Source organism: Oleiphilus sp. HI0080, assembly GCF_001635135.1.
Window position 1 is genome coordinate 1 of record NZ_LWFU01000962.1, and the last position, 815, is coordinate 815.

The 815-nt window shown below is 45.0% G+C and carries 2 protein-coding genes; both read right to left on the bottom strand.

From position 1 onward, the window contains the following. Positions 1-216, bottom strand: a 216-nt coding sequence (locus A3751_RS18570) for a hypothetical protein (protein ID WP_197466497.1), incomplete at its 3' end; no start/stop codon positions are given. 289 nt (positions 217-505) lie between these two features. Beyond that, on the bottom strand, positions 506-815 hold a 310-nt coding region (locus A3751_RS18575), incomplete at its 5' end, for an EAL domain-containing protein (protein WP_156492616.1).

Below are 815 nucleotides of genomic sequence, written 5' to 3' on the forward strand. Positions count from 1 at the left end.
CTGTTTGGTGTATTGCTCCGGGGTGGTTAAGGCCAAATCATCCGCCGACTTACCGCTAAAATACTCTGAAAGATGCACCCGATCGTAGGCCAATCGCGGCTCTTCAGATAACACAGTAAGATCAAAACCATCGTGCTGCTCCATGAGCTGATCAACAAAGTGATGGCCAACCATCCCATTCCCAACGACAACAATTTTCATATTTGATGATTGCATTCTTCAGTCTCCACCAATGTTCTAAGGGCAAAAAAAAACCTCCATAACCAGAACACATATCTGATTGCGGAGGCTTCTTTGCCTGATGCAGGCCCGAGGTCATTCTCGAGCTGCAAGATTTATTTTACGACTCTAATCGTATTCACTTTGAGGTTTTACATTCAAATTCGATACCAACTTATGAAACCTATATGTTTCAGTCACTTACATATGACAAAACAATGGAGAACCGGATAAATGCGTCATCAGAGTGCATTACGCACCATGAAGAGTCCTTTTTTGGAGAAGCCTAGCCTAGCGCTAGGGCCTCATGTTCTGACAACCATAGCTGCATATCATCAAATGGCATTGGACGCGCAATCCAATAACCCTGAAAACGATCGCAATTTAAGTCCCGCAGGGAGTTAGCCGTTTGTTCATCCTCAACGCCTTCTGCAACCAACTCAAGATTAAGCGCATGCGCCATGTCGACAAACGTCTTCACAATCATCAATGAACTCTTACTCTCGCAAACATCAACAATCAGAGAGCGATCGAGCTTCAATTCGGAAGCCGGGAGGCGTTGCAAATAAGAGAGGGAGGAATAACCGGCGCCAAAA